The sequence below is a fragment of the Holdemanella sp. genome (assembly GCF_056804935.1).
In genome coordinates this window covers 1-2,220 of sequence record NZ_DBMEXE010000249.1, presented here as the reverse complement: position 1 = coordinate 2,220, position 2,220 = coordinate 1, and the positions used below count along the sequence as shown (strand labels likewise).

The window sequence follows — 2,220 nt, the reverse complement described above, 5'->3', positions numbered from 1 at the left end:
CATATACATCGATCCAACGCGAATTCAATCCTCTTTCATACACTTTGGCATATTCAGTTCCATACAATTGAATGGAATGTAAGACATCTTCTTTAGCCTGCTCAAAAGATACAGGAACATTACATTCATTGACCATAGGCACATATAGATCATACATATGAAGTTTCTCTTTCTTCATAACTTCTTTACGTACTCGCATATATTTATGTAAAACATGAATATTTTTGTGTACCGTTTCAATCAATTGTTCATACACTCTTGGTGAAACATTATTCGCATCGACTGCACATTCTAAACTCGATGCATATTTACGTGCTGTACTATTAAATTTCAACTGATTTGTCTGTCCATTTAAACAAGCAGCTAAAGTATGGATCATAGAACCATAACCTGCATAAAAATTACGATATGCACTCTCTCTTAACACTTCATCTTCCTGCTCTAACATATGGATAAATGTACCTGTAGTTAAAGTGTGCTTATTTCCTTTTGAATCGATCGCATCTTCAAATTTTAAATCCGCATTGTTCAACATTCCAAAAATTGAATAAGGCGTATCCTGCATCAATGAGCTGGATGCCATTAATTTTTCTTCTGTTTCAGATAATACGTGTTCTTTTAAACGACATACTTCTTCTAGATATACACGATATCTTTCTAAGATGGGTTCAGATGCATAAAAGGACTCTAAATTTTCAATCTGCATGATTTGTACATCACTAAAAGATAGCTTAGTAAAAATATCAACCGCTAATGCATTGGCTTTTCCTTTTAATTCTTGATGATGGGCATCTGCCGTATCTTGATCTGACAACAAAGAAGAATAGCCTAAGCAATCATCTAATAGACATGTTAATTTTTCATATCCTTTTAAAAATGATAATAAGTTGGATGCATCATCCAATTTTCCATCGTATGCACAAAACTCATTCCCTAATTCTTTACAAGTTTCTAAGCAAGCTAGAAATGCAGCTTCATCTTTAAATATATCTTCTGTTTTCCAAGTATTTTCTACCTTTTGTTCATTACGCTTCACAATAAACAACCTCCATTAATATGTCTATTGTAGCACATCTACATCATTTCAAACGAAACTAATCGAATATCATTATTTTTTGCGTATTCTATCGCATCTTCTGTAAAGCCAGATTTAGAAAATGCCATTAAACTCTTATTTTTGTATTTAAAGATATCTTTTCGACTATTTAAAACAGTTAAAACTCGACTGTCTAATTCTTTATTTCTCCACTTACATTCACACAATAAGCACGAATCTGAATTTATCGCTACGATATCGATTTCTGCTTCTTCTTTTCTTGTTGGATCATTTCCCCACCACGTTCCAATCTTTTCCGGAATAAATGGTAATGTCAGGAAAACTTGTTTCTGATACAAATATTCAGTACTCATTTTTTCAAAAACATATCCCATATAATCGGATATTTTTGGTTTAACGCATTGATCATAAATAATATGACCTAAACCCATTTGTATATTTGAATAATTTGGCCTTACAAATTTGTACCAAAACAAAAACATTGTGTCTTTTATCTCATATATTGTTTTTCGACTTGATTCTTTTTCAGTAACAGGATATATTTTCTCGACTATGTTTAATTCGATCAAAGACTTCAATAAACCACTACAAGCAGATGTATCTAGACCCACTTTATTTGCGATTTCATTTAAACGACTAGCCCCTGAAGCTATGGCACCAAGTATACTATTGTAGCTTGCGGGATTGCGCATTTCTTGTTTTAAAAGATTAGTTGCTTCCTCAAATAATGCTCCATTATCATCAAAAAACAAATCCAATATATTCTCATCCAAAGATTTGTTTGTATCTATTTTTGAGAGATATTCAGGAATTCCTCCTGTTATGCCATATGCGATTGCCTGACTTTCTTGATCATAATTCACAAGCATTTTTTGCGTTTCTAAATATGTGAAAGGTGTGATTTTAAATTGTGCACTTCTTCGTCCATATAACGGGCTTTTATATCCCAATACTTGATTTTCCATGAAACTCATACTAGAACCACACAGAATTAGAAACATATTTTTATCTTTCCAACACAAATCAATATGCTTTTGAATAATAGAAGAAATAGGGGGATAGCTTTCAGCTAAATATGGATATTCATCAATCGCAAGAACTATTTTTTGATTTGTTTCTAACATTTCCTTTTCCTTCATCACACTTCCAATACCCAATCAAAC

General features: G+C 32.2%; 2 protein-coding genes. Both read right to left on the bottom strand.

What is annotated here, in order from left to right; all coding sequences use genetic code 11:
* The coding region (locus tag ACZQCL_RS08915) for a M3 family metallopeptidase (RefSeq protein ID WP_482482888.1) at positions 1 to 1,036 on the bottom strand (1,036 nt) is incomplete at its 3' end.
* Positions 1,037 to 1,074: 38 nt separating this feature from the next.
* Complete coding sequence (locus tag ACZQCL_RS08910; protein ID WP_482482886.1) at positions 1,075 to 2,196, bottom strand: DUF234 domain-containing protein; 1,122 nt, start codon at positions 2,194 to 2,196, stop codon at positions 1,075 to 1,077.
* Positions 2,197 to 2,220 lie beyond the last annotated feature (24 nt).